The sequence below is a fragment of the Candidatus Laterigemmans baculatus genome, from assembly GCF_010367455.1.
GTDB classification, from domain to species: Bacteria; Planctomycetota; Planctomycetia; order Pirellulales; family Pirellulaceae; genus Laterigemmans; species Laterigemmans baculatus.
The window spans coordinates 165,903-192,803 of the sequence record NZ_WRPR01000077.1 but is presented as its reverse complement, the minus strand read 5'-3'; the positions used below and the strand labels follow the sequence as shown (position 1 = coordinate 192,803).

The window sequence follows — 26,901 nt, the reverse complement described above, 5'->3', positions numbered from 1 at the left end:
CGATGGGCCCGATGGGCCCGCAAAACTGGACCAGCCGCTGGGAGAAGGACTATAGTTGCCCGATGAGGCCCTGCCCGGCTCCGCTGCCCTGCCCGCCCGCCTTTGCCCCACCCCGGCTCTGTTTGCTGAGACCCGCTTGATGTTGCTGCGACTCGATTCGTCCCTGGCAGCCATCGCTTTGACGCTGGCCTCGCTCGCAGTCTCCGCTGGCTCGCCGACCCACGCAGAGGAACCGGCGGCCGATCCTCAGGCAGCCGCCGCTGCAGCAGAGTTTTTTGAGCGCGAAGTCCGTCCGGTGCTGATGGTCAGCTGCCTCGAATGCCACGGCCCCGAGACGCAGGAAGCCGACGTGCGAGTCGACGCGCTGCAGCATCTGCTGAGCGGCAATGAAAACGGCCCGCTCGTCGTCCCCGGCGACGTGGCCGCCAGCCGGCTGCTCGCGGCGATCCGCTACGACGGGGACATCCAGATGCCTCCCGACGCCCAGCTCCCCGAGAAAGCCATCGAGGCTCTCTCGCGGTGGGTCGAAATGGGCGCTCCCTGGCCCGAATCCTCCGCACCGCTCTCCAAAGAAGCGACCGCCGAAGCGCACTGGGCTTACCAGGCGATCGGCGACCCGCAGGTCCCCGACGTTAACGACCGGACCTGGGCGGCGACCCCCATCGACTGCTTCGTGCTCTCGCAGCTGGAAGCCGAAGGGCTCGAGCCGAGTCGCCCGGCCGACCGGGCGACGCTGATCCGCCGCCTGTCGCTCGATCTCGTCGGGCTCCCCCCCGAACCCGAAGCGGTCGCGGCGTTCGTCAATGATCCCTCCCCCGCAGCGGTCGAGCGGTTGGTCGATCGCTTGCTCGAATCGCCTCGGTTCGGCGAACGTTGGGGCCGCTACTGGCTCGACTTGGCCCGCTACGCCGACACCAAAGGCTACGTCTTCACCGACGACCGCAGCTACAAGTACGCCTACCTGTTCCGCGACTGGGTCGTCGACGCACTCAATCGCGACCTGCCCTACGATCGCTTCCTGATGTACCAGCTGGCCGCCGATCAAATGCCGCCAGCGGAGTCGGCCGAGCCGGCGGGGATCGGCCGGGAGGGGCTAGCGGCGATGGGTTTCCTGACCGTCGGCCGCCGGTTTTTGAACAACCCTCACGACATCATCGACGATCGCATCGATGTGGTGACCCGCGGGATGATGGGAGTGACGGTCGCCTGTGCCCGTTGCCACGATCACAAATACGACCCGATTCCCACGGCCGATTACTATTCGCTCTACGGCGTCTTCGCAGCTTCGGAGGAAGTTTCGTTGCCGCTGGAGGATCCGAGCGAGGCGTACCTGCAGGAATTGCAGAAGCGTGAAGCGGCGCTGGCGGAGTTCAATCAGAGCGAGCAGAAGGACGATCCCAACAAGCGTCGCGAGTTCAGGCAGGCGATCGCCGACTGGAAGAACTCCGACAAAGCCCCGCTGCAGGCGATGGTGCTGCAGGACAAACCGGCTCCGCAAGGCAACCCGCAGATCTTCGTGCGGGGAAATCCGGGCAACCGAGGCGAAGCGGTTCCGCGGCAGTTCTTGCGGCTGCTCGAAGGGGAGGATCGCCAGCCGTTCACCGAGGGGAGCGGCCGCTTGGAGCTGGCGCGGAGAATCGTCGACCCGGCCAACCCGCTCACCCCACGCGTGTGGGTCAATCGCGTCTGGGAACATCTGATCGGCCAAGGGTTCGTCGATACCTCGAGCGACTTCGGTGTCCGCAGCGATCGGCCCTCCCATCCCGAGCTGCTCGACTTCTTGGCAAAGCGGCTCGTGGAGGAGGGCTGGTCGACCAAACGCCTGATCCGCCAGATCGTCCTCTCTTCGGCCTATCAGCAATCGAGCGAACATCGCGAGGCGCCAGCCGCGATCGATCCCGAGAACCGACTCCTCTGGCGGATGAACCGTCGGCGGCTCGACTTCGAGGGAATGCGAGATAGCCTGCTCGTCGTCTCGGCGAGCCTCGATCACACGATTCGTGGGCCTTCGGTGGACATCACCACAAGCCCCTTCCCGACGCGACGGACCGTCTACAGTTACATCGACCGCCAAAATTTGCCGGGCTTGTTTCGGACTTTCGACTTCGCCTCGCCCGACGCCCACACGCCCCGCCGCTATCACACCACGGTGCCCCAGCAGGCGCTGTATCTGATGAACCATCCGTTTGCGATCGAGCAGGCTCAGCAGCTCATCGCTCGGGCCGATCGGCAAGCACCACCCGACGCCGCGGGTCGCATCGGCTGGCTCTATCAAACCCTCTACGCCCGCCCGGCGAGCGACGAGGAGGTCGCCATCGGCCGCCTGTTCCTGGAACACTCACCCACCTCCGCAGCCGACAAGCTGGACCCCTGGGCTCGCTACGCCCAGGTGCTGCTGATGTCCAACGAATTTCTTTTTATCGATTGAGCCCATGTCGATTTATTCACACCGCCCCCAGGCGATGATCTCGCGGCGGGAGCTGCTCCGCCGAACCGGCCTGGGGCTCGGCGCGGTTGCCGCCACCGAGCTCCTCGGCAACACCGGAGCGGCACTCTCGGCAGCCCCAGCCCCAGCCGCCGCCCCGCTGATGCCACTGGCTCCTCGCCAGCCGCATTTTCCGGGTAAAGCCAAACACGTCATCCATATTTTTCTCAATGGTGGCTGCTCCCACATCGACACGTTTGACCCCAAGCCGGCGCTCGAGAAGTACGCCGGCCGCGAGATCCCCAACACGCTCAAGACCGAACGCAAAACCGGAGCCGCTCTCCCCTCCCCTTATAAGTTCCAAAAGTATGGCCAGAGCGGGATCGAAGTCAGCGAGATCTTTGCCAACGTCGGAGAAGTGATCGACGAGTTCACGGTGCTCCGCTCGCTGCACGCCGACGTTCCCAACCATGAACCGTCGCTGATGCTCATGAACTGCGGCGATGCACGACTCGTTCGCCCCAGCCTCGGGTCGTGGGTCACCTATGGGCTCGGGACCGAGAATCAAAATCTCCCTGCCTTCATCGCCATGTGCCCCGGCGGATACCCAATCCAGGAATCTCAAAACTGGCAATCGGGATTTTTGCCAGGAGTCTATCAAGGAACGTATATCGATTCGCAACACACCGATATCGAAAAACTGGTCGCAAACGTTCGAAATCATCACGTCAGCCAGTCGGAGCAGCGTCGCCAATTGGACCTGCTCCAACAGCTCAACCAACGCCATCTCGAGCAGCGCGTCGTCGATCCGCAACTCGAAGCTCGGGTCCATTCTTTTGAACTCGCCTATCGGATGCAGCAGGAAGCCGCCGAGGCGTTCGACGTCAGCGGCGAGCCTAAGCATGTGTTGGAAGCGTACGGCGAAGGGCATCAAGCTCGACAAATCCTCATCGCGCGGCGGTTGGTCGAACGGGGCGTGCGGTTCGTCCAACTCTGGCACGGCAACGGACAACCATGGGACAACCACGACGATCTGGAAGTCAATCACCGCCGACTGGCCGGACAGATCGACAAAGCCATCGCCGCTCTGATTCGCGATCTTAAAAGCAGTGGTCTGCTGGAAGAAACGTTGGTGATGATCGCGGGCGAATTCGGCCGCACCCCAACGGTCGAGCTAGCCGCCGCCAATAACGCTGGCAAAGTCAACGGCCGCGACCACAATCACTATGGCTTTACGATGCTCCTGGCCGGCGGCGGAGTGAAGCAGGGCTTCGTGCATGGAGCGACCGACGAATTTGGATTCCAAGCAGTCGAAAACAAAGTCCATATCCACGACCTGCACGCCACGATTCTGCACTTGCTCGGATTTGATCACGAACAATTCACCTATCGATACGCCGGCCGCGATTTCCGACTGACCGACGTCCACGGCAACATCGTCCGCGACATTATCGCGTGAGGAACGTCGCCTTTCGCTCCGCGAAAGTAGCGTTCGCATAGTCGCCTTTCGCTCCGCGAAAGTTGCGGGCGTATAGTCGCCTTTCGCTCCGCGAAAGTAGCGGGCGTATAGTCGCCTTTCGCTCCGCGAAAGTAGCGTCAGGGCGCTACTTTCGCGGAGCGAAAGGCGACTATGGCGGAGCGAAAGGCGACTATGGCGGAGCGAAAGGCGACTATGCTTAAGACGGGGGCAGAACGCGAGGAGACTCAAGCGAATGCATTTCCTGGCTCTCGCAAACCGCATCCTCCGCTGGGGAACCACGCTCGCCGCGCTGCTCCTCCCCGTCCCGCGTCTTCACGCGCAAGCCGCGGAGGCCCCCGCCAGCGACGCGGCTTTCTTTCGCGACTCCGTCGCTCCGATTCTCCAGCAGCATTGCCTGAGCTGCCACAACGAGGCCGAGCGGCGTGGCGGTCTATCGCTCTCGACCGCGACAGATCTCCGCGCCGGTGGTGACAGTGGGATGGTCGTCACCGCGGGAGATCCCGAGGCCAGTTACTTGCTGGATCTGATCACGCCGATCGATGATGAAGCGGAAATGCCACAGGCCGCCCCGCCGCTTGCGGCGGAGGATGTCGCCACGATTCGCCGCTGGATCGCCGCCGGGGCGGCGTGGCCGGAAGACCACCGTCTGCGGCCACCGGCGTGGTGGTCGCTCACACCGCTTGAGTCCCCGACTCTACCCGAGATTACTGGCCCACCCGAAATTACTGGCCCGCCCTCGCTTTCGGAATCGACATCGGCTGCCGCCAATCCGATCGATCGCTTCATCGCCGCGGCGCTCGACGAACGAGGCTTGGCCCGCGCCCCCGAGGCGGACCGCCGGACGCTGATCCGCCGACTCTCGTTCGATTTGCTCGGGCTGCCGCCATCGGACCAAGAGATCGAGGCATTCGTCGCCGACTCGCATCCGCTCGCCTACGAGCGGCTGGTCGACCGGATGCTGGCCTCGCCCCATTACGGTGAGCGTTGGGCGCGGCACTGGTTGGACGTGGTGCACTATGGCGAGACTCACGGGTACGACAAAGACAAACCGCGGAACCATGCTTGGCCCTATCGCGATTATGTGATTCGCGCGCTGAACGAGGACAAACCCTACGCGCGTTTTATTGAGGAGCAGATCGCAGGCGACCTGCTCTATCCCCACACTCGCGACGGCATCGAAGCTCTCGGATTCATCGCCGCCGGGCCGTGGGATTTCATCGGTCACGTGGAAGTCCCCGAGACGAAGATCGATGGCAAGATTGCGCGGCATCTCGACAGGGACGACATGGTGCAGAATACGGTGGAGACCTTTTTGAGCCTGACCGTCGGCTGCGCGCAGTGCCACGACCACCGCTTCGATCCGATCCCGCAGGCCGATTACTACGCGTTGCAAGCGATGTTCTCGGCGCTCGACCGCGTCGACCGGCCCTACGATGTCGATCCTCAAATCGCCCGCCGCCGCCACGTACTGACCGAGCGCCAGCAGGAACTCGATCGAGAGCACGAGCAGCTGACCAGCCAGATCGCCGCGGCGATGTGCGATGCGGAGCGGCGGGAGGTGCGGGAGCAGATCGAGCGGCTTCCCGCTCCAGCTCTCGTTTATGCCGGCGGGATCCATCACGGCAGCGGCTCGTTCCGCGGAACCGGCCCCGAGGGTGGCCAGCCGCGACCAATCTTTTTCCTCGCCCGCGGCGATGTCACCAGCCCGCAGCAGGAGGTCGCGCCGGGAGTACTGTCATGTCTTGGCGACCATCTCGCCCCGCCCCAACTGGCTCCTGCGGCGAACGATGGCGAACGACGGGCAGCGCTCGCCGCGTGGCTCTCCGATCGCCGCAATCCGCTCACCTGGCGTTCGATCGCCAATCGGCTCTGGCTGTACCACTTTGGCCGAGGTTTGGTGGAAACGCCCAACGACTTTGGCCGGATGGGAGAGCCACCGACGCATCCCGAGTTGCTCGATTGGCTGGCCTGCCAGATCCGCGACGCGGGCGAGATGCGGGAGGCGGGCAGCCACATCGATTCGGGCAGCTCGCTCAAGCGGGTCCAGCGGATGATCGTGACCAGCGCGACCTATCGCCAGCGATCCGCGGTGGTGCCGTCGGCGGTGGCGCTCGAAGCGGATCCGGACAACCGGTTCTACTGGCGGATGAATCGTCGTCGACTGGAAGCCGAAGCGGTCCGCGACGCGATGCTGGTCGCGGCCGGCCGACTCGATCGACGGATGGGAGGCCCGAGCTATCGGGACTTCGTGATCGAGAAACCCGAGCACTCGCCCCACTACCAGTACCACTTACACGATCCGGACGATCCTCGGGCGCAGCGGCGTTCGGTCTACCGCTTCCTCGTCCGCTCGCAGACCCAGCCGCTGATGACCGCGCTCGACTGCGCCGACCCGTCGATGCAAGTCGCTCGGCGGAACCAAGCCAACACGCCGCTGCAAGCTTTGGCGATGCTGAACAATCAACTTCCGCTGGCCGTCAGCCGGCACTTTGCCGAGAGCGTCACGCGAGCGACCGGGGGAGAGGGTTCGAGCGGCGAGATCGAAGCGGCGGTCGCCCTCGCCTTCCGCCGGGCGATCGGCCGCGATGCAACCGCCGACGAGCAAGCCGCGCTGGTCGCCTACGCCCGCCGCCACGGCTTGGCCGCGACCTGCCGCGTGATCCTGAATCTGAACGAATTCCTCTTCGTTGACTGAGCAGTTCCGCCATGTCCCCTGCACCTTTCTCCCACCAGCGCTTGCCCGGGCAGCCTGCCTCGCGGCCGACGCTCTCGCGCCGCGAACTGCTCTGGCAATCCGGGGGTGGGCTCGGCGGGATCGCGCTGGCCAGCCTGTTGGCCGAAGAGCAGGCCCGGGGTGGCCAAGCGGCTGCGGAGCCATCGCCCGGAGCAGGTGCAGCGGTGGCTCGCCTCCATCACCCGCCGCGAGCCAAACGGGTCATCCAGCTGTTCATGGCGGGAGCGGCCAGCCATCTCGATCTGTTCGATTACAAGCCCGAGTTGATTCGGCTGCACGGCCAGGAGTCGGACTTCGGCGAACCGGTCGAGGCGTTTCAGAACGGGCTCGGACCCTGGCTGCGTCCGATCTGGAAATTCAAGCCGTATGGCGAGTGCGGCAAGCCGCTCAGCGAAGTCGTCGCTCCGCTCGGCGAAGTGGTCGACGAGATCGCTTTCGTCCACAACATGACGGGCAAGACGGGCGTCCACAGCCAAGCGACGCTGCTGCAGACCACGGGCTTCGATCGGCCGGGCTTTCCCTCAGCCGGGGCTTGGACCAGCTACGGGCTCGGCAGCCTCAACGAGAACCTGCCCGCCTTCGTCGTCCTCCCCGACCACCGCGGCTTGGCCAGCAACGGGACTAAGAATTGGGATGCTGCTTTCCTTCCCTCGCAGCATCAAGGGGTGACGGTTTATCCCGATCGCGAAGCCCCGATCGCCGATCTGTTTCCTGCCGCGGAAGGCGATTTTGTGACTGCCGCGAGCGACGCCGACGCCCAATCGCTGCTCGCCCAATTGAATGGCCGGCACGCGGCGGCGCGAGCCGACGATGGCCGCTTGGAAGCGAGGATCCGCAGCTACGAGTTGGCCGCCCGAATGCAGCTGGCCGCTCCCGACGCACTCGATCTGAGCGGCGAGCCGCAGCACATCCTCAAGCTCTACGGGCTCGACGCGGTTCCCTCGCAGTATCCCGACCAAATCAATCCGCTCGAAGAGACGGTCGCGTTTTCGCAAAAGTGTTTGGTCGCTCGCCGGCTGCTCGAGCGAGGCGTTCGCTTCGTGCAGATCTGGTCGGGCAACGACAACGGCTTTCCCCGGCGCAACTGGGATTCGCACGAAGACGTCGAGCGTGATCACGGTCCGCTGGCGATCGGAATGGCTCGCGGAGCAGCGGCGCTGATCCAGGACCTGCGGCAGCGGGGGATGCTCGACGACACGTTGATTCTGTGGACGACCGAGTTTGGCCGCATGCCGTCGTCCCAAGGGGGCCGCGGGCGAGACCATAACCCCTACGCCTTTACCAACTGGCTGGCCGGCGGCGGGATCCGCGGTGGCACGACCTATGGGCCGTCGGACGCGTGGGGCTACAAGCCGCTCGACCGCAACCGGCCGACTCGCGTGTACGACATCCACGCCACGGTGCTGCATCTGCTCGGGATCGATCACGAGCGGCTGACCGTCCGCCGCGGCGGGATCGACCGCCGGCTGACCGACGTCCACGGCCACGTTCTCAGCGAGTTGATCGGTTGAGCTCGGTCTTGAGCCGCAGGACTAGTGCGGAAACTGCATCAGCCGCCGGGCGCTAGCCCCCGGTTCTCGAATACACCGCAAGAACCGGACGCTAGCGCGTGGCGGCTGATGAACGATCCAGGCACGCCGCGGGTTCCGCCGCGTCGGGCTACACTGGGGGGCCAACTCAATTCGACTTCTGGAGATCTAGTGATGACAGCGCGGCAATCCATTCCTTTCTGGCTCGCCAGCACTCTGCTGGCCATCGCAGTGCCACTGAGCAGCCGCGCAGCCGCCGAGTCCCCTGCTCCGCTGATCGATTCGATCACTAAAGTGACGCTGGAGCGGAACCGCGATGGCCAGGGCACGACGTGGTTCCATCCGCGAGCCTGTCTGATTCCGAGCGAGGGTGAAAATCCGCTGGTCCTGATGACGCTGCAAGACATCGGCGGCTCGGACTACTTTGGGCCGGTCCACTGGCGCGAGTCGCGCGACCTGGGCAAAACGTGGAGCTCGCCCGAGGCGATTCCCGCTCTCGGTCGAGTGCCGGTTGAAGGGCATCCGGGCCTGCAGGCAGGGGTCTGCGACGTGGTCCCCGAGTACCATCCGCAGACCGGCACGGTGCTGGCGATGGGGCATGTGGTCTTCTATCGCGGCCCGCGTTTCGCCAGGGGAGATCAGCTCGCCCGCTATCCTGTCTACTCGGTCCGCCGCAAGGATGGCTCGTGGTCGCCGCGAAAGATTCTCGAGTGGGACGACCCCCGCGGCTCGGCGATCTACTCGAACGGTTGCGGCCAGCGGGTCGTGATGCCGGACGGGGACATCCTGATGTCCTTCACTTTCGGATCGGGGGCCGAGCCGCGGATGGTCGCCGGCGTCCGCTGCTCGTTTGACGGCGAGACGCTGAAGGTCGAGGAGGTGGGGCCGCCGCTGGAGAACCCGGCGGGGCGGGGTCTGCTGGAGCCTTCGGTAACCCGGTTCCAGGACCGCTTCTATCTGACGATCCGCGCCGAAGACGACCGGGGCTACGTGGCGGTCAGCGACGATGGACTCGACTATCAGCGGAAAACGGCCTGGACCTGGGACGATGGCGAGCCGATAGAGATGTCGACGACTCAGCAGCACTGGCTGACTCACTCCGATGGCCTGTTCTTGGTCTACACCCGCAAAGACAGCACGAATACGAACGTGATGCGGTGGCGAAGCCCGCTGTGGGTGGCCCAAGTCGACCCCCAGCGGCTGTGCCTGATTCGCAGCAGCGAGCAAGTCGTCCTGCCGCTGGTCGGCGACGGGATCAACGCACCGGACGACGTGGCCCTGATGGGGAACTTTCACGTGAACCCCGTGACTCCTGAGGAATCGTGGGTCACCGTCGGCGAATGGATGCCCCGCCGCGACGCGCGTGGAGACATGTTGATGGCCCGCATCCGCTGGACTCGCCCCAATGCCCTGGCACTGCCCAAACAGGACTGAGCGGCGACTCCACTGGCGAGAGCGGCTCCACCGGGGAGAGGATGGCGAACGGGCGGTGCGATGAACGGCCTCTCCCACCACGACATTGCGACGTTCCTACTCGGTGTGGGCGTCTTGCTGGGGATCGCCCGCTTGCTCGGCGAGCTCGCCCTGCGGCTGCACCAGCCTGCCGTGTTGGGCGAGCTGCTAGCCGGGATCCTGCTCGGGCCAACCCTGCTCGGCGCCGTCGCTCCGGAGTGGACCGCCGCGCTGTTCCCTCCCGAAGGCCCGGTCGCCTCTTCCTTGAGCGCGCTGACGACGCTCGCGATCACGCTGTTCTTATTGGTCGCCGGGATGGAGGTCGATCTGTCGACCGTCTGGCGACAGGGACGCTCGGCCCTCTGGATCGGGGTCGCCGGGATGGCGTTGCCCTTTGCCGCCGGCTTTTTTCCAGCCTACTTCGCTCCGGGGGTGCTCGGCGCGGATCGCGGGGCGAGCCCGCTGATCTTCGCCCTCTTCTTTGCCACCGCGCTGTCGATCTCCGCGCTCCCGGTGATCGCCAAGACGCTGATGGATCTGAATCTGTACCGCACCGACTTTGGGATGGTCGTGATGGCGGCGGCGATCTTCAACGACCTGGTCGGCTGGATCATCTTCGCAATGATCCTCAGCATGATCGGTCACGAGGCATCCCCGCTGCCGATCGGCTCCATGGTCGGGATGACCGTGCTGTTCGTGCTGCTGATGCTGACCGCCGGCCGCTATCTGATCGATCGCGTGCTGCCGTGGATCCAGGCCCATACGAGTTGGCCCGGGGGAATCCTCGGCTTTGCGCTGACCTTGGCCCTGTTGAGCGCGGCGCTCGCCGAGTGGATCGGAATCCACGCGATTTTTGGGGCTTTCATTTTCGGCGTGGCGCTCGGCGACTCGCGGCATTTGCGGGAACGGACTCGAACCGTGATCGACCAGTTCGTGTCGTTCATTTTCGCGCCGCTGTTCTTCGCCAGCATCGGGCTGCACGTCAACTTCCTGGCCGCGTTCGATCTGATGATGGTCCTCAGCGTGCTGCTGATCGCGACCTTCGGCAAAGTCGTCGGCTGCACCGCCGGAGCTTGGCTTGTCGGCTTCCCCCGCCGCGAAGGGCTCGCCGTCGGGTTTGCCATGAATTCTCGCGGAGCGATGGAGATCATCCTCGGCTTGCTCGCCCTGCAAGCCGGAGTGATCCGCGAGCGGATGTTCGTGGCTCTGGTGGTCATGGCACTGGTGACTTCGATGACCAGCGGGATCGCCATCCAGACGTTGCTGGGGCACAAGAAAGCGAAACGCTTCAGCCAGTTCCTGCAAGCACGGAACTTCATCAGCAAGCTCACCGGCAAGACGCGGCGGGAAGTGATTCACGAACTGGTGGTGAGCGTCTGCGAGGGGCAGCCGCTCGATCCGGTCGAGCTGGAACAAACCGTCTGGGTTCGCGAGCGTTTTGGAGCGACTGGCTTTCGCAATGGAATCGCCATCCCTCAGGGACGCATCGAAGGGCTCACGCAAGCGATCGTGGCCGTCGGGATCTCTAAACGCGGGATCGACTTCGACTCGCCCGACGGGCTGCCCGCCCACATCATCTTGCTCCTCCTGACACCCGATGACGATCGCCAGATCCACTTCCAATTGCTCTCCGACATGGCCGACCTGTTCAGCGATCCACGGACGGTCGAGAAAGCGGTCGAGTCGGAAAACTACACCCAGTTCCTGGCCTGCCTCAAAAGCGAGCGGGCGAGCTGAACTGGACATTGTAGAACAATCGTTTAACGGCAAGCCGCAGGCGACTGTGTTTTCGATGTCCGGATTTGGCCGGGACGACAACCACGAATGACACGAATCAAACGAATCGATGCGTGGAGGGGGGAAGGACCGCAGATCACACGGAGCACGCGGATGAAAAGGCGAAGCCGAAAGTTAAAAATTCGTGCTATTCGTGTTATCCGTGGTTCAACTCCCCATCTTTCCTTCGTGCTCTTCGCGTCCTTTTTCCACACCAAAAGGTATTCTCAATGACGCGCTGGATTTCCGAGGCGGAGGTCGCTTCGCTGGTGGGCGTTGCGGACGCGGTGGCCGTGGTGGAAGAGCTGTTGCGAGCCACTGCCGAAGGGCTGGCCGAGTGTCGGCCGCGGCAGCGGGTTCGCGTGCCGGGAGCGATGCTGCACGGGCTGATCGGGGGCTGCGCGTATTTGAATCGCGTCGGCTGGAAGCAGTATCTCACCACGCGGCAGGGAGCCCAGTTTCTCGTCGGCTTGTACGACACCGAGGATCCCCAGCTGCTGGCGCTCATCGAAGCCGACCGGCTGGGTCAGCTCCGCACCGGAGCGATCACTGGTCTGGCCGTCCGACAGCTCTACGGCCAGCCGATCTCGCGGCTCGCGCTGTTCGGCTGCGGCTGGCAGGCGGAAAGTCAGCTCGAGGCGATCTGCCACGCCAACCGCGTCGCGGAAGCGTCGGTCTACTGCCGAAACCCCGAACGGCGGCAGCGATTCGCGGCGGCCATGCAACCGCGGATCGGCTGCAAGATCGAAGCCGCTCCCGACGCTCGCTCGGCTGCCACTGGCGCCGACGTGGTCGTCTGCATCACCACCTCCTCCGAGCCGGTCGTCGAGAACGCGTGGCTCGAGGAGTGCCGGCTGCTGGTCGCCGCTGGCTCGAACGCCGAAAACCGGATCGAGTTTCCGCCATCGCTGGTCGCTCGGGCCAGCCAGGTCGTGTGCGACGACATCCCCTCGTGCCGCATCGAAGCGGGTGAACTGATTGCCGCCGAGCGGGAGGGGATCTTTCGCTTCGAGCAAGCCGTTCGGCTCGCCGATTACTTCGCTCCTCAACAAATCGCTGCGGCCGAAGGGCTGCGGATCTTCAAATCGGTCGGGATCGCCTCGGCCGACGTGGCGATGGCCGATCGGATCTATCACCGAGCGACCGAGAATTCCGATTCATCAACCGCCGGGGGCTAGCCCGGATGATTCATCAGCCGCCGGGCGCTAGCCCCCGGTTTCCGTCGCGCAGCCGAACGGCGCGAGCGTGTGAACCGGACGCTAGCGCGTGGCGGCTGATGTTGCGCGAGCCCACCTCAGCTACCGCGCCAGGAACAACCGCTTGCTGAGTAGCCGCGGTCCTTGCAGCACGGCGGCTGTTTGGTCGTCTTCGCTCTCGACGCCGTTGCCGGGCGTGCTGTCGATATCGAACTGGTCGAGCTCGATCAGCTCCAGCGGAATCGACCGCGGTCCGGCCGTGTCGACGCGGACCGTCAGCACGAGTTGGGCCTGCTCCTCGGCTGCGAGCGACTCGATCCGCCACCGCTCGGTCGCCGGATCAAAAGTGCCCCGCGTCGGCTCGGCGGAGAGGAGCGTCAGCCCCTCGGGCAGCTGAGTTTGCAGCAGCAAGTCGGTCGCCGTTTGCGGACCCATGTTGCTGGTCGTGAAGGTGATCGTCACCACTTCCCCTTCCAGCGGAGCCGCATTGTCAACTTCCGCGGCGACCGAAATATCGACCAGCGGAGGTGTTACGGTCACCGAAGCAAAATCGTCCTCGTCGACGTCACCGTTGTCGGGCGTGCTGTCGGGATCGAACTGGGTCGAGGCGACGACTTCCGCGCGATTGACCACGACGCCGGGCGCCGTGGCGGTCGTCGTGATCAGCAGCGTCTCGCTGCTGTCGGGAGCCACATCCTCCAGCGTCCACAGCCCAGTCACCGGGTCGTAGGTCCCGCTGCTCGGTGTGGCCGAGACAAACGTCAACCCTGCGGGCAACAGATCGCGAACCGAGACGGCCGAAGCGGCGTCGGGTCCCGCATTGCTCAAGGTGAGCGTGAACCGCACCATTTCATTGCGATTCGGTGCGGTGTCGTCGGTCGTCTTCGTCAGCGACAGGTCGGCGACCTGGGTCGTGAACGTGGCGGTGGCGATGTCGTCCTCGCCCGGCTCGGCGTTGCCCGGAGTGCTGTCGACATCCGGTTGGTCGCTGGCGGTCACTTCCGCCGTGTTCGTCGCTCCCAACGTGCGGCCGACCGTCACTTCGATCCGCAGCGTCGGGGTCACTCCCGGAGCGACCTCGCCGACCGTCCAGATACCCGTCTGCGGATCATACGTCCCTTGGCTGGGCGTCGCACTCACGAACGTCACACCCTCGGGCAAATCGTCGGTGACCGCCACGCCGGTCGCGGTCGAGGGGCCTTCGTTGCTGAGCGACAGCGTATAGGCGACGGTATCGCCCACGTTCGGCGTCAGGTTGTCGAGCGTCTTGGCCAACGCCAAATCGACCAGCTCGGGCGAAAGCGTCACCGCAGCGTAATCGTCTTCGTCGGGATCGTTGTTCCCGGCAGTGCTGTCGGGGTCGGGAAGGCTGCTGGACTGAATTTCCGCAACGTTCGTGATCTCCCCCGGTGCATCGGCCGTGGCTCGCAGCACGAGTTCCGCCGAAGCACCGCTGGCGAGCGTGGGGATCGTCCATTCGCCCGTCGCGGCGTCGTAGGTTCCCATGCCCTCGACCACTTCGACCAGCGTGAGCCCTGCGGGGAGCTGATCGCGAACGACGATCGCGCTGGCCGCGTCCGGTCCCGCGTTGGCAACGCGGAGCGTGAATGTGACCTGGTCACCCACGTTGGGAGTCGCGTCGCTAACGGTCTTCGTCAGCGACAGGTCCGCACTCGGCGGAGTCACCGTCACGGTCGCCTGATCGTCCTCGGCCGGCGCGTTGTTGCCCGGAGTCGAATCGGGATCGAACTGATCGACCGCCGTCACTTCCGCCGTGTTGCTCTGGGTGCTGAGCTCCTCGACCACCGCCAGAACCGTCAACGTCGCAGTCCCCGCAGCGGCCAAACTCTCCACGCTCCACACGCCGCTCTCCGCGTCGTAGCTGCCGCTGCTGGGCGTCGCCGAGACCAGCCGCAGCCCTTCGCTCAGCCGGTCGGCGACAGCGATCCCCGTGGCCGCATCGGGACCGGTGTTGCTCAGCGTGACGGTGAACGTGACCGTCTCGCCGACGCTCGGCGTGGCCTGGTCGACCGTCTTGGTCAGCGACAGGTCGGCCACTTGCGGCGTGAAAGCGACCGTGGCTTGGTCGTCCTCGTCGGGGTCGTTGTTGCCGGGAGTCGAGTCGGGATCGGCGGGGCGAGCCGCGGTGATCTCCGCCGTGTTGCTCGCCGTCCCCGAAGCGGTCACGCGGCCCCGCAGGACCAGCGTCGCTTGTGCGCCATTGGCCAAGGAGCCGACGGTCCAAATGCCGCTGGCCGCATCGAAAGTGCCTTGGCTCGGCGTGTTCTCGAGCAGCGCGACGTTGGCCGGGAACGTATCGCGAACGGTGATCCCGCTGGCCGCGTCGGGGCCGGCGTTTTGGACCGTGACGGTAAAGGTGACTTCCTCGCCCACGTTCGGACTGGCGTCGCTGATCGTCTTGGTCAGCGACAGATCGGCAATCGAGGGAACCACGACCACGCTGGCCTGATCGTCCTCGGCGGGGTCAGCGTTGCCGGGCGTCGAGTCGGGATCGAATTGATCGACCGCGGTGACTTCGGCCGAGTTGCTTTGGTCGCCAGCGGTTTCGACGACCGCCACGATCGAGAGCGTTGCGGTCGCCGCGTCAGCCAAACTGGCGATGCTCCACAGCCCGGTCTCGGAGTTGTAGCTGCCGCTGCTGGTCGTCGCCGAGACGAACCGCAAACCTTCCGAAAGAGTTTCAGTGACCACGATTCCGGTCGCTGCGTCGGGTCCCTCGTTGGTCAGCGTGACTTCGAAGGTGACGGTATCGCCAACGCTCGGTGCGGCCTCATCGACCGTCTTGGTGAGCGCGAGGTCGGCGACCTGGGGAGTGAAGCTGGCCGAAGCCTGATCGTCTTCGTCGGGGTCGTTGTTGCCAGGGGTCGAGTCGGGGTCGGCAGGACTCGCCGCAGTGATCTCGGCCGTGTTGGTTCCGGTGCCGCTGGCGGTGACGCGGGCCCTGAGCACCAATGTCGCTTGCCCGTCGGGAGCGAGCGTCCCCACGGTCCACACTCCCGTGGCGGCATCGAAGTCGCCTTGGCTGGGGTTGGCCGGATCGGGGAACGCGCTGACGAGCGTCACGTTGGCCGGCAGCGAATCGGTGACGACGACTCCAGTGGCCTCGTTCGGGCCGGCATTCGTGACCGTCACCGTGAACGTCACTTCGTCGCCCACGTTGGGGCTCGCGTCGCTAACCGTTTTCGTCAGCGACAGGTCCGCGCTCGGCGGAGTCAGCGTGGCGCTCGCCTGATCGTCCTCGGCCGGCACGTTGTTGCCCGGAGTCGAATCGGGATCGAACTGATCGACCGCCGTCACTTCCGCCGTATTGCTCTGGGTGCTGAGCTCCTCGACCACCGCCCGAACCGTCAGCGTCGCGGTCCCCGCAGCGGCCAAATTGTCGACGCTCCACACGCCGCTCTCGGCGTCGTAGCTGCCGCTGCTGGGCGTCGCCGAGACCAGCCGCAGCCCTTCGCTCAGCCGGTCGGCGACAGCGATCCCCGTGGCCGCATCGGGACCGGTGTTGCTCAGCGTGACGGTGAACGTGACCGTCTCGCCGACGCTCGGCGTGGCCTGGTCGACCGTCTTGGTCAGCGACAGGTCGGCCACTTGCGGCGTGAAAGCGACCGTGGCTTGGTCGTCCTCGTCGGGGTCGTTGTTGCCGGGAGTCGAGTCGGGATCGGCGGGGCGAGCCGCGGTGATCTCCGCCGTGTTGCTCGCCGTCCCCGAAGCGGTCACGCGGCCCCGCAGGACCAGCGTCGCTTGCGCGCCATTGGCCAAGGAGCCCACGGTCCAAATGCCGCTGGCCGCATCGAAAGTGCCTTGGCTCGGCGTGTTCTCGAGCAGCGCGACGTTGGCCGGGAACGTATCGCGAACGGTGACCCCGCTCGCCGCATCGGGGCCGGCGTTCTGGACCGTGACGGTGAAGGTGACTTCCTCGCCCACGTTCGGACTGGCGTCGCTGATCGTCTTGGTCAGCGACAGATCGGCGATCGATGGAACCACGACCACGCTGGCTTGATCATCCTCTTCAGCGTTCTCGTTGCCCGGAGTCGAGTCGGGATCGAACGCATCGGAGGCGATGATCTCGGCCGTGTTGGTCTTGGGGCCTCCTTCGACCACCGTCGCGACCAGCGTCAACGTGGCGGTCGCGGCGTTGCTCAGATCGCCCAACTCCCACTCGCCGCTCGTCGAGTCGTAGTCGCCCTGCGAAGGAGTGGCGGTGACGAGCGTCAATCCCGCCGGCAGCAGATCGCGGACGACCACCGCGCGCGCCGTGTCGGGTCCCGAGTTGAGCACGCTGACGGTGAAGGTAACGTTCTCACCCACCGAAGGCCGCTCGTCGTCGGCCGTCTTGGTGAGGCTCAGGTCGGCCGCTTCGAAGTTGGCAAAGTTCGCCGTGAAGACCGTCGGCCCGGCGGTCCCGACCAGCTCGACCGTTCCATTGACGTTGCTCCGGCCGGTAATCTCCAGCTCGATCGCACCGACGCTCGTCAGGTCGACACCGCCGCCACTAGCGACGAACTCAGCGAACGGGAGGAACTCGAGCGTCTCGGGGAGTCCACCGGTGGCGGGAATCGGAACTTCAAACTCGCTGAACCGCGTGGCCGTACCGGCGGTGCCGTCGTCCGAGTAGAGCCGCACGACCGCCGTGCCTCCGGCCAAGTCGGCCCCGATCTGCAGCAACAATCCGGTAGAGACCCCGTCGCTGGTCAGGTCGACCCCGTCGAGCCCTGTGTCGTCGATCGTCGCCGCGTCGCCATCGATTCCGTCCCAGATCACGCGGCGAATGCCGTCGCCGAACTGCAGGGAGTCGAACGAGAGCAGATCGGGGAGCAGCGGATCGTTGACGCTCAGCTGGATCGCCCCGTTGGCGCTGGTTTTGTTGACGAACAGATCGCGTTCGCCACCGATCGCGTCGGGTGCCAGCACGGAGGAGGTGACCGGCACGCCGTCGTTCGTCTCGTCGCGGACCTGTTGCGTGGTCGTATCGAAGCTGTCGATCGAGATCAGGACTTCGCCCTGCACCGCTTCGGCGTCGATTTGGATCAGCGGCGAGACGCTCCGCTGCAGCGATCGCCCGTCGGCGGTTTGGGCCGGTTGCAGAACGAAGTAGTCGCCCGCTTCGAGCCGGTCGAACTCGTACAGCCCGGCGGCATCGGTGACCGCCGTGTCGACCTGCGCGTCTCCGGCAGAGGGGTCGAAGACGCCGTCCCCGTTGTCGCGGTAGAGCCGCAGCTCGGCGGCGGCGATCTCTTCGCCCGGGGTGTAGCCGTTACCCGTGGCATCGTCAAAGACGCGGCCGCTGATCGAGGCCAGGTCGGTGGCGACCGCCAGCAACCGCCGCGGTTCGAGCGACTCCAGCCGTGGTCGAAAACGAGCTCCGCTCCGAGAGAGTTGATCCTGCCACAACCAGCGAGCAAGCGACTCGCGCACGCGGAGAGGACTGCGTTTCATCGAAGGCGCTACCTTCCAAGGGGATGATCTCGTTCGTACTGCCAGCCCTGTGTGTGTCACATCAGGCGTGGCCGAACAAGTACCCTAGGCAAGATGGCCGCTTGAGGGAATTCGCAGCGGTTGTTCCGGTTCTGCGTTAGAAGCGGAACTCTCCCCCCAGATTGAGCCCGTGGGCCCAGTAGTCGGTTTCGTCAAACAGCGGTTCTGGCCGTAGCGCCCCCGAGAAGGGAACGACTTCGGGCGGAATCAAATTCGGGTTTACATCCCGGTCGATCTGCTCGCCGGCGCGGACGACATTTGGGAAGTAGAGGATCGAGTAGCCCACCGTGGCGTGCAGCCGTTCGGTGATCCGCAGTCCGAGCGTGACCCCAACCTCGGGGATCATCGTCAGCTCCGATCGCTCGCGGCTGCCAATGTTCGTCCGCTGAGCCAGCAGGTTGCCTTCGTAAGTTTCCGGCACGCCCCCTTCGGTGATCACCGTGGTCCCCTGGACGCGGACGTTTTGGGTGTTGTTCCCGATCGCCACGCGGAGCATCGATTCGAGCCACAGCCGGTTCATGTTCGCTTGATGGAGCACGCCCAGCTGGACCCCGTGAAATTCGTTGCTGGTGGAGAACGACTCCGACGAGGCGATCGTGCCGACCGGCGGCCCGAGCGACTCGAGATCCTCGACGATCGACAGTTGATCGCTGAGCTCCAAGTAGCGGTAACCGACGATCCAGTCGACGCGGTTGGGCGGGTAGAGCGTCGGATAGGCAGCGGTGGATGCCGAATTCAACGCAACCCGGGCGTTGATCAAGATCGACTGCAGATCCGATTCGCTGGTCACTCCGATATCGCCAGCGACGAGCCCCGGAAACGCGACGAGCTGAGCCGTCTCGCGGTCGTTGTTCGTGTCGAAGAACGGCCGGGCGAGGATGACCGACCCGTCGCTGCTGGCGGCGAAGTTGTCCTCCTGGGTGAACAGCTCAAAGTACTCTCCCTCAATCCCCAGCGATTGGTGAGGCGTCATCCAAAACCCGGTCCGAAACCGCATCCCATTGGCGGCGTCGTCATTCAGCTCGCCGCCGCCGAACAGCACGCTCGTATCGGGGAAGCCCAACACGCCCGCTTCGTTCTGCGGCGTCCCGGCGGGGCTGGAGGTGACCAGCGGCGGGGCCTCCATTCCCTTGGTCCACCACCGCAAGTACTCGCCGCGAAACCAGAACCGTTCGGCCAGCGGAAGCGGGGCGGCGATCGGCGCCAGCGGCGGCGGCACCGGAGCCCCCCAAACCGGAAAATTCGGTCGAGCGTAGGGATCGCACGTTCCCGGCGGCGGCATCATCATCGGCCCGCCCGCGGGATACGGAGCCAACTGCTGGGCGACTGCCGGTGACACGCTGAACCCAGCCGACACCGCCGTGATCAGGAGGAAGACCAAGCGAGGATTCAAGGCATCTGCTCCGGGTTCAACGTCGTTCAAAAAAATGGGGAGGGCCGCGAAAAAACGCTCAAGTTCTCCGGCGGTGCGGCCGAAGGCTCCGCAATTTCTTTCCTTCGCGTCAAGCCGACTTTCGCGTCAAGCCGGAATTCACGCCAAGCAAAAATGCAGCACAACGCATCCCGCCGCTGAAATCGCCGCGGTCTGCTTCACGCGGCCGGCGAAATCCTTGATAATGCGAGCCATGGCCCCGGGCGCCGCACCGGCGAGCGCCACACCGGCGAGCGGGCACAACACCGGCGAGCGGGCACAACACCGGCGAGCGGGCACAACACCGGCGAGACCGCTCAACGATTCAAAGCGCGATGGCGGAGACCGCTCCGGTCATGGGTAGGGCGTCTTTCGAAGCGAAGGTGGATGTTTCGGTGCACCAGGAGAGCCACAACGCACAAGCAGACGATCTCTCCGCGGCTTCCCTGAGCGAACGCATCCACATCAAGAATCTTCGCCGTGTTCGCCAGACGGTCACCAACGTGTTGGCCGAGGTGCCGACGATCGACGAAGCGGTGACCGCGGTCCTGCACGCGGTCTGTGATGGGTTGCACTGGGATATTGGGTTCTTCTGGGTCGTCGACCGCGAAACAAACGCGCTGCGGTGCCAGCAGAGTTGGCATCGCGAGGGGCTGCCGCTGGTCGAATTCGAAGCCCGCAGCCGCGAGCAGACGTTCGCCTACGATCGCGGCTTGCCGGGCCGCGTGTGGGCCAGCGGCGGCTCGACCTGGGTGCGGGAAGTCCGTCACGAAGCCGACTTCCCCCGCGCCCAGTGGGCCACCCACGAAGGGCTGCACAGCGCCTTCGCCGTCCCGATCATCGTCAGCCAGCGATGCCTGGGAGTGTTTGAGTTCTTCAACCAGCAGATCCGCAAACCGGATGAAGACCTGCTGGAGATGATGGCCACGGTGGCTGGGCAGGTCGGCCAGTACCTGGAGCGAAAGCGAGCCGAAGCCGGACTCCGCGAACAGACGCTGGTGGCCGAAACGCTCAACCGCGTCGGCCACCTGCTGGCCGCCGAACTCGATCTGGAGAGCATCGTCCAGATCGTGATCGAAGAGGGGCTGCACGTCACCGGGAGCGAAGCGGGGGTCTTTTTCTACGAGGTGGAGAACGAGCGCGAGGAGCCTTCGTTCGAGGCGGCCCGAGCCGGGACCGCCGCCGAACCGCTGACTCGGTTCCTCCAGGATCCCCGCAACGCCGAGCTGATCCACAGCACGCTGCAGAGCTCCTCGGTCGTGCGGCTCGAGGACGCCACCGCCGCGCCCCATCCGCTGGTTCGCAGCTACCTGGCGGTCCCGGTCATCTCCCGCCGCGGGGGTGCCGTCGGCAGCCTGTTCCTCTGCCACAGCCGCCCGGGGATGTTCGCCGAGCGGCACGAGCGGATCCTGGCGGGCATCGCGACGCAAGCCGCCACGGCGATCGACAATGCGCGGCTGTACAAGCGGACGCAGGAATCGGAGCAGCGGTTTCGGCAGTTGGCCGAACAGATCGACGACGTGTTCTGGATGCTCGACCCCCACGCTCCGCGGATGCTGTACATCAGCCCGGCGTACGAGTCGATCTCCGGGCGCAGCCGCGAGCGGTTGTACGCCGATCCGCGATTCTTCCTCGAGGCGGTGCACCCGGACGACCAGGCCCGATTCCTGGCAAACCAACAGCGGTACATCCGCGGCGAACAGTCATCGCTCGAGTATCGCCTGGTCCGCCCCGATGGCACGATCCGCTGGATGTGGGATCGCGCGTTCCCGATCGAGGACGAGTCGGGCAAGATCTACCGCGTCGCGGGCATCACCGAAGACGCGACGCAGCGGAAGCAGAGCGAGGACGCGATCCGGTTCCTCGCCGATGCCAGCACCAGCTTGGCGGCGATCGTCGATTACGAAAGCACCCTGCAGCGGGTCGCCGGGCTGGCGGTCCCCGCCTTTGCCGACTGGTGCGCGGTCGACCTGATTGATGCCGACGGCGCCCTCCGCCGCTTGGCGGTGGTCCATGCCGATCCGGCCAAAGTCCGCTTGGCGAGCGAACTCACCCGCCGTTTCCCGCTCGACCCCGAAGCGCCCCGCGGCGGGTACTCGGTGCTCCGCAGCGGCCAAAGCGAATGGATTGCCGACTTGGCCGCTCCGGAATGGATCGAGGCGGCTCGGCACGACCCCCATCTGCGGTTGCTCCGCCGCCTCGGACTCGGCTCGGTGATGTGCGTGCCGCTGCAGATCCGCAACACGACGACCGGCGTGCTGTCGTTCGCCTACGCCGAATCGAAGCGGCACTACGAACCGCACGACCTGGCGCTGGCCGAGGAGCTTGGTCGCCGCGCGGCGGTCGCGATCGAGAACGCGCGGCTCTACGCGGCGCTCCGCGAAGCCGACCGCCGCAAGGACGAGTTCCTCGCCATGCTCGCCCACGAGCTTCGCAATCCGCTGGCGCCGATTCGCAGCGGTCTCGACATCCTCGCGATGCAAGAACTCCCGCAGTCGGAAACCGTGCATCTGATGCAGGAGCAAGTCGGGCACCTGGTACGGCTGGTCGATGACCTGCTCGACGTGTCGCGAATCATCCGTGGACGCATCGAGCTGCGGCGCGAGCCGGTCGAGCTCGCGACGATCATCAAACGTTCGGTCGACGCCCTCGGACCGACTCTAGCCAGCCGCCAGCAGGAACTCGTTGTGCGGCTCCACGACGAACCGCTGTGGCTCGACGCCGATCCGGTCCGCCTGGTCCAAGTCGTCGAGAACCTCCTCAACAACGCCTCGAAATACATGGACCGCGGCGGCCAGATTCTGCTGACCACCACCCACCGCGACGGGCGGGCACTGGTCGAGGTGCAGGACGAGGGGATCGGAATCGAACCCGATCTGCTCCCCAACATTTTCGACTTGTTCACCCAGTCGGCGCGGTCCCTCGATCGCGCGCAAGGCGGGCTCGGGATCGGACTGACCCTGGTCCGCAACCTGGTCGAGATGCACCAAGGCAAAGTCAGCGTCGCCAGCGAGGGCCCCGGACGCGGGAGCCGCTTTGAGGTCTCGCTGCCCACGATCGAGGCGAAACAGATTCCTCAAGAGACCACCGAAGCTCCGCTGCAGTCGCAGGGGCGACGGATCTTGGTCGTCGACGACAACGTGGGGGCTGCGAAAATGCTCGCAGCACTCCTGAAGCGACTCGGGCCGCACGAGATCGCCATGGCGCACGATGGGCCTTCGACGCTCACCGTGGCCGAACAGTTTGATCCCGAGCTGATCCTGCTCGACATCGGGCTACCCAAGATGGATGGCCTGACCGTCGCCTGGAACCTCCGCCAGCAGCCCCAGTTCGAGCACACGCTGCTGGCCGCTCTGACCGGCTACGGCCAAGAGGAGGATCGTCGCCGGTCGAAGGAGGCAGGCTTCGACGAACATCTGGTTAAACCGGTCAGCATCCAAACCCTGCGAAAGCTGCTCAGCCACCCGAAGCTCGCCAAGACGTGAGGTCCAGTACCTAGTACTCGCATAATCAGCCGCCACGCGCTAGCGTCCGGTTCCTACCGCGTCTGCAGGAACCGGGGGCTAGCGCCCGGCGGCTGATGACGATCAGTAAAACCTGCTGCCCCTACTGCCCGCTGGGGAGCATTTGCAGCAGTCCCGGCGGCGGGGTGTCGAACGTCACAACCTGAGCGTTGCGGTCGGGGTTCTTGCGGTCGCGGACGATCACGATGACTTCGCGATCATCGCCCCCGCCGAGCCGCTGATCGGCGGTGGCCGACACCGGCTGGATGACCGCCTGATTGGGAGCTGCCTGCTGGGGAGCCGCTGCGATGGCCGCGGCCGCATTGCCGTCGCCACCAGGGCTGTGCGGACCGCCCCGGAACAAATGCTCCAGCCGCACGCGGGAGAGCTGCCAGTAGACTTCGCCCGGACCGGCGTAGATGCCGATGTCGTCGTCGTAGTCGGCCGCGTTGCAGACGCCGATCAAGCGGCCGCGGTCATCGAACAGTCCACCACCGCTCCGCCCGTCGATCGGAGCCCCCGAGATTTCGACGTTCGAGAGTTTGAGGTGCTGGTTGTATTTGTTGATCCCGGTGATCCGTGTGTCACGGCGGCTCGGGTCGGCCCCGCGGTCACATCCGAAGCTGAATACCGACTGGCCGCTGCGAGGCTGCTCGCTCTCGAGCAGCACCGGCACCGGTTGGATCGGCTGATTGAACTCGATCGCCACCAGCGCGATGTCTCGATCGTCGGCGTTGTAGTCGACGAGCTGGCCGGGAACGGTGTGCACTTGGCCTTGGTGGTAGACGTCGACCTCAATCCGTCCGGCCCCTTTCGATTCGCGGAACAAATGCCCGCAGGTCAGGACCAACATTTCGCCCCCGTGGGCGTCGATGATCGTTCCGGTGCCGACGCCGTAGCCGACGTCTTCAAAGACCCGCAGCCGCACGGTCGCCGCTTCCGCTCGAGCCACCGCCGCGGCGAGCGAGTCGCTCGGAGTCGCTTGAGGGTTGCCAGTGGCCTGAGGGGCGGCGTTGGCAGCGGGCACGTTGGCAGCGGGCACATTGGCAGCCGGCTGCAGGCGGGTCTGCGGAACGCTGGGGGGCAGGTTGGCGGCTTGGCGGGAGAGTTGGGCGCCGGTGGGCGTCATCCGCGTCTGGGCGCTGGCGGCCAGGGTCCGGCGGAGGACCTCGGTCGGCTGCATTCCGACCAAGCGACCACTTTCCTTGCCGCCGGAGATTACGACGAAGGTCGGCAGCTGACGAATGCCGTAGCGAACCGCCATCTCCGATTCGAGGTCGACATCGACATGCCGGACCGGCACGCCCTCGGCCTTGAGCTCGGCCACGACCGGCTTCATCTGTTCGCAGAAGCTGCACTGCTTGGAGGAGAACTCGACCAGCACGGCGTCGTTGGTGGTGACTCCGACTTCGGCTTCACCGAGCCCCGCGACGGCTAACAAGAGGACACCAAAGGAATGCAGCATGTCGTCCCTCCCTGGACTGCGGGTGCCCCCTTGCACAAGAGGCATTTCACATCCGTGTGAAGCCTCTTGGCATTGCGAGCTTCCATGCCCGCGGGGCGAGGCGGGATAGTGCCGAGGATCGGCAAGCCGGGCAAGGTCAACGCCGCGGCAATTTCCCGGGAAAACCGGGACGAAATTGATAGCATTCGATGCTAAAGCGTTGCCCACGGGGAGCTTTTTGCACCGCCTTGCCGAGGCGGATTTTTTCGATTTTCCTTCAAGATCCGGCTCGCTGCGGACGACGAATGTTGGTCTGCTGCTGAGCACCCTGCTGACCCGGCCGCTCACTTTCCTACAATGTCGCCGACCGCTTTCCTCCGATCCTGAATCCGATGACCGCTCGCCGCATCCTTGTCACCAGCGCCCTGCCCTACGCCAACGGGCCGATCCACATCGGCCACTTGGTCGAGTACATCCAGACCGACATCTGGGTCCGGTTTCAAAAGCTGATCGGCAACCGCTGCGTCTACGTCTGTGCCGACGACACGCATGGCACGGCGATCATGATCCGAGCCCGCAACGAGGGGCGCAGCGAGGAAGAGCTGATCGCCGCGATGCAGGCCGCTCACGAGCGCGATTTCGCTGGCTTTGACATCGAGTTCGACAACTACGGCAGCACCAACGCGGCGGAGAACCGCGAGCTGTGCGGTCAATTCTGGCAAGCCCTCCGCGGCGCAGGGCTGATCGTCGAGCGCGACGTCGAGCAGCTCTTCGACCCGGTCGCCCAGACCTTTTTGGCCGATCGCTTCGTCCGCGGCACCTGCCCGAAATGCAAATCTCCCAACCAGCCCGGCGACAACTGCTCCGCCTGCGGCCAGACCTACAGCCCGAGCGAGCTGATCGACCCGCAGAGCACGCTCAGCGGCGCGACGCCCGAGCTGCGTTCGGCCAAACACTTGTTCGTCCAGCTCCAACAGCTGCACGATTTTTTGAGCGAGTGGGTCGAGAACAGCGGAGCCCTGCAGAGCGAGACGGCCAACTACCTCAAAGGGCACTTCCTCTCGGACGAGCTGCGGGACTGGGACATCAGCCGGCCGGCTCCCTACTTTGGTTTCGAGATTCCCGACTCGCCGGGCAATTACTGGTACGTGTGGTTCGACGCCCCGATCGGCTACATCGCCAGCACGGCCCAGTGGTGCGCCGCCCACGGTGAACAGCTGGCCGATTGGTGGCAGAGCGACGCGACTGAAATCCATCACTTCATCGGCAAGGACATCACCTACTTTCACACCCTGTTCTGGCCGGGGATGCTCAAAACCGCCGGCTACAGCCTGCCGACCAAAGTCCGGATCCACGGATTCTTGAACGTCGGCGGCCAGAAGATGAGCAAGTCGATTGGCACGCTGATTACGGCTGAAAAGTATCTCGAGCATCTCGACCCGTCGTACCTGCGTTACTTCTACGCCACCAAGTTGACGCCTCGCGTCGAGGACCTCGACCTGGGAATCGACGAGTTCGCCGACAAGGTCAACTCGGACTTGGTCGGCAAGGTCGTCAACCTGGCCAGCCGCACCGCCAAGTTCGCGCACGCCCTGGGGCTGTCGGAAACCTATCCCGACGATGGCGGATTGTTCGCTAACGCGGCAGCCGCGGGTGAGCGGATCGCCGCGGCCTATGAGGCGTGCGATTATTCGCGGGCGATGCGGCTGATCATGGAGCTGGCCGACGCGGCAAATCCGTTTATCGAACACGCCCAACCGTGGGTCCTGAAAAAAGACCCCGCCCGGGAGGCGGAACTTCGCGACGTCTGTACGATCGGGCTCAACCTGTTCCGCCAGCTCTGCGTCTATCTCAGCCCGGTCCTGCCGCGGTTGGCCGAGCGGTGCGGCGAGTTGCTCGGCGATCCGATCACCCGCTGGGCGCAGAGCCAACAGCCGCTGACGGGCCGGAGCGTACAGAAATTCACCCACATGCTGACCCGAGTCAAACCCGAGGACCTGCAGAAGATGATTGACGAGAACCGCGACCAAGCGGCCGCATCGCAAGCCGACACGCCCGACGCTGGGACTGCCGAGGACCGCTGGAACGACAGCGGGCAACCACTCGCCGACGAACCGCTCGCCGAAGAGATCACGATCGACGATTTTGCCAAAGTCGATTTGCGGATCGCCCGCGTCGTGGCCGCCGAACAGGTGCCGGAAGCGCGAAAGCTGCTCAAGCTGACGCTCAGCCTCGGCGGCGAAGAGCGTCGCCAAGTGTTCGCGGGAATCAAGGCGGCGTACGAGCCCGACCAGCTCGTCGGCCGGCTGGTCGTGATGGTCGCCAACCTCAAGCCGCGGCAGATGAAGTTCGGGCTCAGCGAGGGGATGGTCGCAGCGGCCGGCCCCGGCGGGCCCGACGTGTTCGTGATCACCGTCGACGAAGGGGCCCAGCCCGGCCAGCGCGTGCACTGACG

The 26,901-nt window shown here is 65.2% G+C and carries 12 protein-coding genes; 9 read left to right on the top strand and 3 right to left on the bottom strand.

The window, feature by feature from the left end; genetic code table 11:
• Positions 1 to 139 precede the first annotated feature (139 nt).
• From GNK13_RS15695 to GNK13_RS15665, 7 genes are all read left to right on the top strand, one after another.
• Entirely contained in the window at positions 140 to 2,428 is a 2,289-nt protein-coding gene (locus GNK13_RS15695; RefSeq protein ID WP_164103499.1) for a PSD1 and planctomycete cytochrome C domain-containing protein, read from the top strand.
• A gap of 4 nt (positions 2,429 to 2,432) precedes the next feature.
• Complete coding sequence (locus GNK13_RS15690; protein WP_164103498.1) at positions 2,433 to 3,884, top strand: DUF1501 domain-containing protein; 1,452 nt, start codon at positions 2,433 to 2,435, stop codon at positions 3,882 to 3,884.
• Positions 3,885 to 4,137: 253 nt separating this feature from the next.
• Positions 4,138 to 6,600, top strand: a complete 2,463-nt coding sequence (locus GNK13_RS15685; RefSeq protein ID WP_164103497.1) for a PSD1 and planctomycete cytochrome C domain-containing protein — start codon at positions 4,138 to 4,140, stop codon at positions 6,598 to 6,600.
• Between the two features lie 11 nt (positions 6,601 to 6,611).
• Positions 6,612 to 8,150 carry a DUF1501 domain-containing protein gene (locus GNK13_RS15680; protein WP_164103496.1) on the top strand — a complete coding sequence of 513 codons (1,539 nt, stop codon included), beginning with the start codon at positions 6,612 to 6,614 and terminating at the stop codon, positions 8,148 to 8,150.
• 192 nt (positions 8,151 to 8,342) lie between these two features.
• Complete coding sequence (locus GNK13_RS15675; protein ID WP_203329090.1) at positions 8,343 to 9,602, top strand: sialidase family protein; 1,260 nt, start codon at positions 8,343 to 8,345, stop codon at positions 9,600 to 9,602.
• A gap of 60 nt (positions 9,603 to 9,662) precedes the next feature.
• The gene (locus GNK13_RS15670; RefSeq protein WP_164103495.1) at positions 9,663 to 11,357 is read left to right on the top strand and encodes a cation:proton antiporter domain-containing protein; all 1,695 of its coding nucleotides are present in this window, start codon (positions 9,663 to 9,665) and stop codon (positions 11,355 to 11,357) included.
• A 269-nt stretch (positions 11,358 to 11,626) separates the two neighbouring features.
• Complete coding sequence (locus tag GNK13_RS15665; RefSeq protein WP_164103494.1) at positions 11,627 to 12,574, top strand: ornithine cyclodeaminase family protein; 948 nt, start codon at positions 11,627 to 11,629, stop codon at positions 12,572 to 12,574.
• A 120-nt stretch (positions 12,575 to 12,694) separates the two neighbouring features.
• Here GNK13_RS15665 and GNK13_RS15660 read toward each other — a convergent pair whose 3' ends face one another.
• Complete coding sequence (locus tag GNK13_RS15660) at positions 12,695 to 18,049, bottom strand: DUF11 domain-containing protein (RefSeq protein ID WP_164103493.1); 5,355 nt, start codon at positions 18,047 to 18,049, stop codon at positions 12,695 to 12,697.
• A gap of 136 nt (positions 18,050 to 18,185) precedes the next feature.
• Positions 18,186 to 19,481, bottom strand: a complete 1,296-nt coding sequence (locus tag GNK13_RS15655) for a BBP7 family outer membrane beta-barrel protein (RefSeq protein WP_164103492.1) — start codon at positions 19,479 to 19,481, stop codon at positions 18,186 to 18,188.
• Positions 19,482 to 19,855: 374 nt separating this feature from the next.
• Between GNK13_RS15655 and GNK13_RS15650 the strand changes: the two genes are divergently transcribed.
• Complete coding sequence (locus tag GNK13_RS15650; protein WP_164103491.1) at positions 19,856 to 22,984, top strand: GAF domain-containing protein; 3,129 nt, start codon at positions 19,856 to 19,858, stop codon at positions 22,982 to 22,984.
• Positions 22,985 to 23,105: 121 nt separating this feature from the next.
• Here GNK13_RS15650 and GNK13_RS15645 read toward each other — a convergent pair whose 3' ends face one another.
• A complete protein-coding gene (locus GNK13_RS15645; RefSeq protein WP_164103490.1) occupies positions 23,106 to 24,467 on the bottom strand; it encodes a trypsin-like peptidase domain-containing protein in 1,362 nt (453 codons plus the stop codon).
• 371 nt (positions 24,468 to 24,838) lie between these two features.
• Here GNK13_RS15645 and metG point away from each other — a divergent pair, with 371 nt between their 5' ends.
• On the top strand, positions 24,839 to 26,899 hold the full coding sequence (metG, locus tag GNK13_RS15640) for a methionine--tRNA ligase (RefSeq protein WP_164103489.1): 2,061 nt from the start codon (positions 24,839 to 24,841) through the stop codon (positions 26,897 to 26,899).
• Positions 26,900 to 26,901 lie beyond the last annotated feature (2 nt).